Source organism: Nocardiopsis sp. TNDT3, from assembly GCF_003427465.1.
GTDB classification, from domain to species: domain Bacteria; phylum Actinomycetota; class Actinomycetes; order Streptosporangiales; family Streptosporangiaceae; genus Nocardiopsis; species Nocardiopsis dassonvillei.
Window position 1 is genome coordinate 1 of record NZ_QPFC01000538.1, and the last position, 3,604, is coordinate 3,604.

At 74.4% G+C, this 3,604-nt stretch carries 3 protein-coding genes; all 3 read left to right on the forward strand.

Translation table 11 applies throughout. The annotated features are described in order from the left end of the window. Positions 1-139 precede the first annotated feature (139 nt). Positions 140-1,339, forward strand: a complete 1,200-nt coding sequence (locus tag DQW06_RS13995) for an ABC transporter (protein WP_071621722.1) — start codon at positions 140-142, stop codon at positions 1,337-1,339. Then, positions 1,333-2,298 carry a zinc ABC transporter substrate-binding protein AztC gene (gene aztC, locus DQW06_RS14000; RefSeq protein WP_013152212.1) on the forward strand — a complete coding sequence of 322 codons (966 nt, stop codon included), beginning with the start codon at positions 1,333-1,335 and terminating at the stop codon, positions 2,296-2,298. Before DQW06_RS13995 ends, aztC begins: the two co-directional genes overlap by 7 nt. A gap of 79 nt (positions 2,299-2,377) precedes the next feature. After that, positions 2,378-3,580 carry a zinc metallochaperone AztD gene (gene aztD / locus DQW06_RS14005; protein WP_117198593.1) on the forward strand — a complete coding sequence of 401 codons (1,203 nt, stop codon included), beginning with the start codon at positions 2,378-2,380 and terminating at the stop codon, positions 3,578-3,580. The last annotated feature ends 24 nt before the right edge of the window (positions 3,581-3,604 follow it).

The window sequence follows — 3,604 nt, forward strand, 5'->3', positions numbered from 1 at the left end:
GCGGCCGGGGCCACGATCGCCGCCACGGCCACCGCGTTCTTCTTCGCCTCCGCGCTCGCGGCGGCCGCGCGCTCCCGCGGGCGCGGCTCCCCCGACCCGACCCCCGACCACCCCGTACAGATGGAGAGGCCGATGACACATGAGGCGTGAACACCGCACCGGCGCGCTGGGCGCGGCCGGACTGTCCGCCCTCGTCCTGCTGACCGGCTGCGGCGCCGCGCAGGACGGCACGGAGCAGCAGCCGGAGGAGGAGGTCCCGCACGGCTACGTCGAGGGCGCCGAGGAGACCGCCGAGCCCCAGTCCCGCCTCGTAGTCGCCGACCCGGCCAGCGGAGACGTCCGGGTGCTCGACCTGATCACCGAGGAGACGACGGAACTCGACCCCGTGGAGGGCCTCGACGGCATCGCCGGGGACGGCCGCTTCGCGTACCTGTACTCATCCGACCACCGGATGACCACCGTGGTGGACAGCGGGGCGTGGACCGTCGACCACGGGGACCACAAGCACTACTACCGGACCGGTGTCGGACTCGCGGGCACGGTGGAGGGCCTGGCCGCGGGCCGGGTCGCCTCCGACACCGCCCTGACCGCGCTGTCCGCGCCGGACGGCGCCGCCGTGCTCGACCGGGCCGCGCTGGAGGAGGGGTCGGTCGAGGAGGCCGCGGCCCTCCCCGACGGCGCCGCGGTGGTCCTGCCCTTCGCCGAACACCTCCTGGTGGCCGGGGGCGGCTCCGGGGGCGAGGTCGAGGTGCTCGACCGGGACGGCTCCCCCGTCGCCGCGCTCGACGCCGCCTGCACCGACCCCCTGGGCCAGGCCGTCACCCGGCGCGGAGCCGTCATCGGCTGCGCCGAGGGCGCCCTGCACGTCACCGAGGAGGACGGGGAGCTCTCCGGCGACTTGGTGGACTACCCCGGCGGCTCCGATGAGCGGGTCGAGGAGTTCGGGCACCGCCCCGGTTCGGCGACCCTGGCCTCGGTCTCGACCGGCGGCGACCTGTGGGTCCTGGACCTGGCCGAACCCGGCTGGACCGCGCTGGAACTGGAGGGCGCCGTGACCGCGACGGCCGTCGGCGAGGGCGCCCCCGTCCTGGCCCTGACCGGCGACGGGACCCTGCACTCCCTGGACCCGGCCTCGGGTGGGGAACTGGCCTCCGCCGACCTGCTCGACGGCACCGACACCGCGCACGCCCCCGTCATCCGCGCGGACACCAGCCGCGCCTACGTCAACGACACCGGGCGCGGTGTGGTGCACGAGATCGACTACAACGACGACCTGCGCGTGGCGCGCACCCTCGACCCGGGCATCGCGCCGCACCTCATGGTCGAGACGGGATGGTGACCGCCGTGACGGCTCCGAAGGCGCTCCTGCGCGCCGCGACCGCGTCCGCCCTGGCCGGGGCGGTCCTGCTCGGCACGGCCTCCTGCTCCTCGCAGGAGGACGGGGGCGAGGGGATCGTGGTGACCACCAACATCCTGGGCGACCTCACGCGGGAGGTCGTGGGCGAGGAGGCCGAGGTCACCGTCCTGATGAAGCCCAACGCGGACCCGCACTCCTTCGGCATCTCCGCTCGGGAGGCCGCGCTCGTGGAGAACGCGGCGCTCGTGGTCTACAACGGGCTCGGCCTGGAGGAGGGCGTGCTGCGCAACGTCGCCGCCGCCGAGGAGGCCGGGATACCCGCCCTGGAGGTCGGCGCCCAGGTGGACCCCCTGGCCTTCTCCCCCGGCGGGGACGCCGCGGACAACGAGGACGAGGGCGAGCCCGACCCGCACTTCTGGACCGACCCCCGGCGGGTCGTCCGGGCCGTGGAGCTGATCGCCGAACACGTGGTCGCCGAGGTGGACGGCGTGGACGCCGAGGCCGTGCGCGCCAACGCCGAGGCCTACACCGCACAGCTGGAGGAGCTGGACGCGTGGATGGCCGAGGAGTTCGCCGCGATCCCGGAGGAGGACCGCAACCTGGTGACCAACCACCACGTCTTCGGCTACCTCGCCGAACGCTACGGGTTCGAGGTCGTGGGCGCCGTGATCCCCAGCGGCACCACCCTGGCCTCGCCCAGCAGCTCCGACCTCAAGTCCCTGGCCGACGCCGTGAGCGCGGCGGGCGTCGAGGCCGTCTTCGCCGACTCCTCCCAGCCCGACCGCCTGGCCACGGCCATGGCGGAGGAGGCGGGCGTGCACATCGAGGTCGTCCCCCTGTTCTCCGAGTCGCTCAGCGAGGAGGGCGGGGGCGCGGCCACCTACCTGGAGATGATGCGCTCCAACACCGAGGCCATCGCCACCGGACTGCGTGGCGAGTGACCGGGCCGCAGTCCCGGCACGACCGCGGCGGCACCTCCCCCCGCCCGCAGCGGACCCTTCCACCCCGAAAGAGAGAAACGTGAACACCCCGACGAACAACGCGACGACGCGGTTCCCGGCACGGGCGGCGATGCCCGTGCTGCTGTCCGCAGGACTGCTGCTGACCGCCTGCGGCACCGGCGAGGAGGCCCCGCAGGAGCAGGGCGGCGAGGAGCGGGCCGCCGCGCAGGCCGTGGTGGACAACCCGGTCGTCACCACCTACGACGGCGGCCTGTACGTCCTGGACGGCCAGACCCTGGAGGTCGTCCAGGACATCGCCCTGGAGGGGTTCAACCGGATCAACCCGGCGGGCGACGACCGGCACGTGCTGGTCTCCACCTCGGAGGGCTTCCAGGTCCTGGACGCGGCCGGCGCGGAGCTGACCGACACCCTCTTCCCCGCCGACACCCCCGGGCACGTCGTCCGGCACGCGGGCCGGACCGTGCTGTTCGCCGACGGCAGCGGCGAGATCACCGCCTTCGACACCGACTCCCTCGGCGACGGCCTGCCCGAGACCGACGTGACCAACGCGGAGGAGGCCCACCACGGCGTGGCCGTGGAGCTGGCCGACGGCGAGATGCTGCTGACCCTGGGCGACGAGGAGGAGCGCGTCGGCGCCGTCGTCCTGGACGCCTCCGGCGAGGAGGTCGCCCGCAGCGAGGAGTGCCCGGGCGTGCACGGCGAGACCACCGCCGAGGGCGAGGCGGTCGTCATCGGCTGCGAGGACGGCGTCCTGGTCTACCAGGACGGCGGGTTCACCAAGGTGGACAGCCCCGACGAGTACGGGCGCATCGGCAACCAGGCCGGGAGCGAGGAGTCGCCGATCGTGCTGGGCGACTACAAGACCGACCCCGACGCCGAGCTGGAGCGTCCCGAGCGGGTCGCGCTCGTGGACACCGCCGCGGGCGACCTGACCCTGGTGGACCTGCCCGCCAGCTACACCTTCCGCTCCCTGGGCCGCGGCCCCGAGGGGGAGGCCCTGGTCCTGGGCACCGACGGCAGCCTGCACGTGATCGACCCCGAGGCGGGCGAGGTCGTGGACAGCATCGAGGTCATGGACGAGTGGCAGGAGCCGCTGGAGTGGCAGCAGCCCCGCCCGGCGCTGTTCGTGCGCGGCGCGACCGCCTACGTGAGCGACCCCGCCACGAAGCAGGTCCACGCCCTGGACCTGGAGTCCGGTGAGGTCACGGCCTCGGTGACCCTGGACGCCGAGCCCAACGAGCTCAGCGGCGTCGCGTCCTAGACGCCCCTTCCCCGCCGGGGCGGG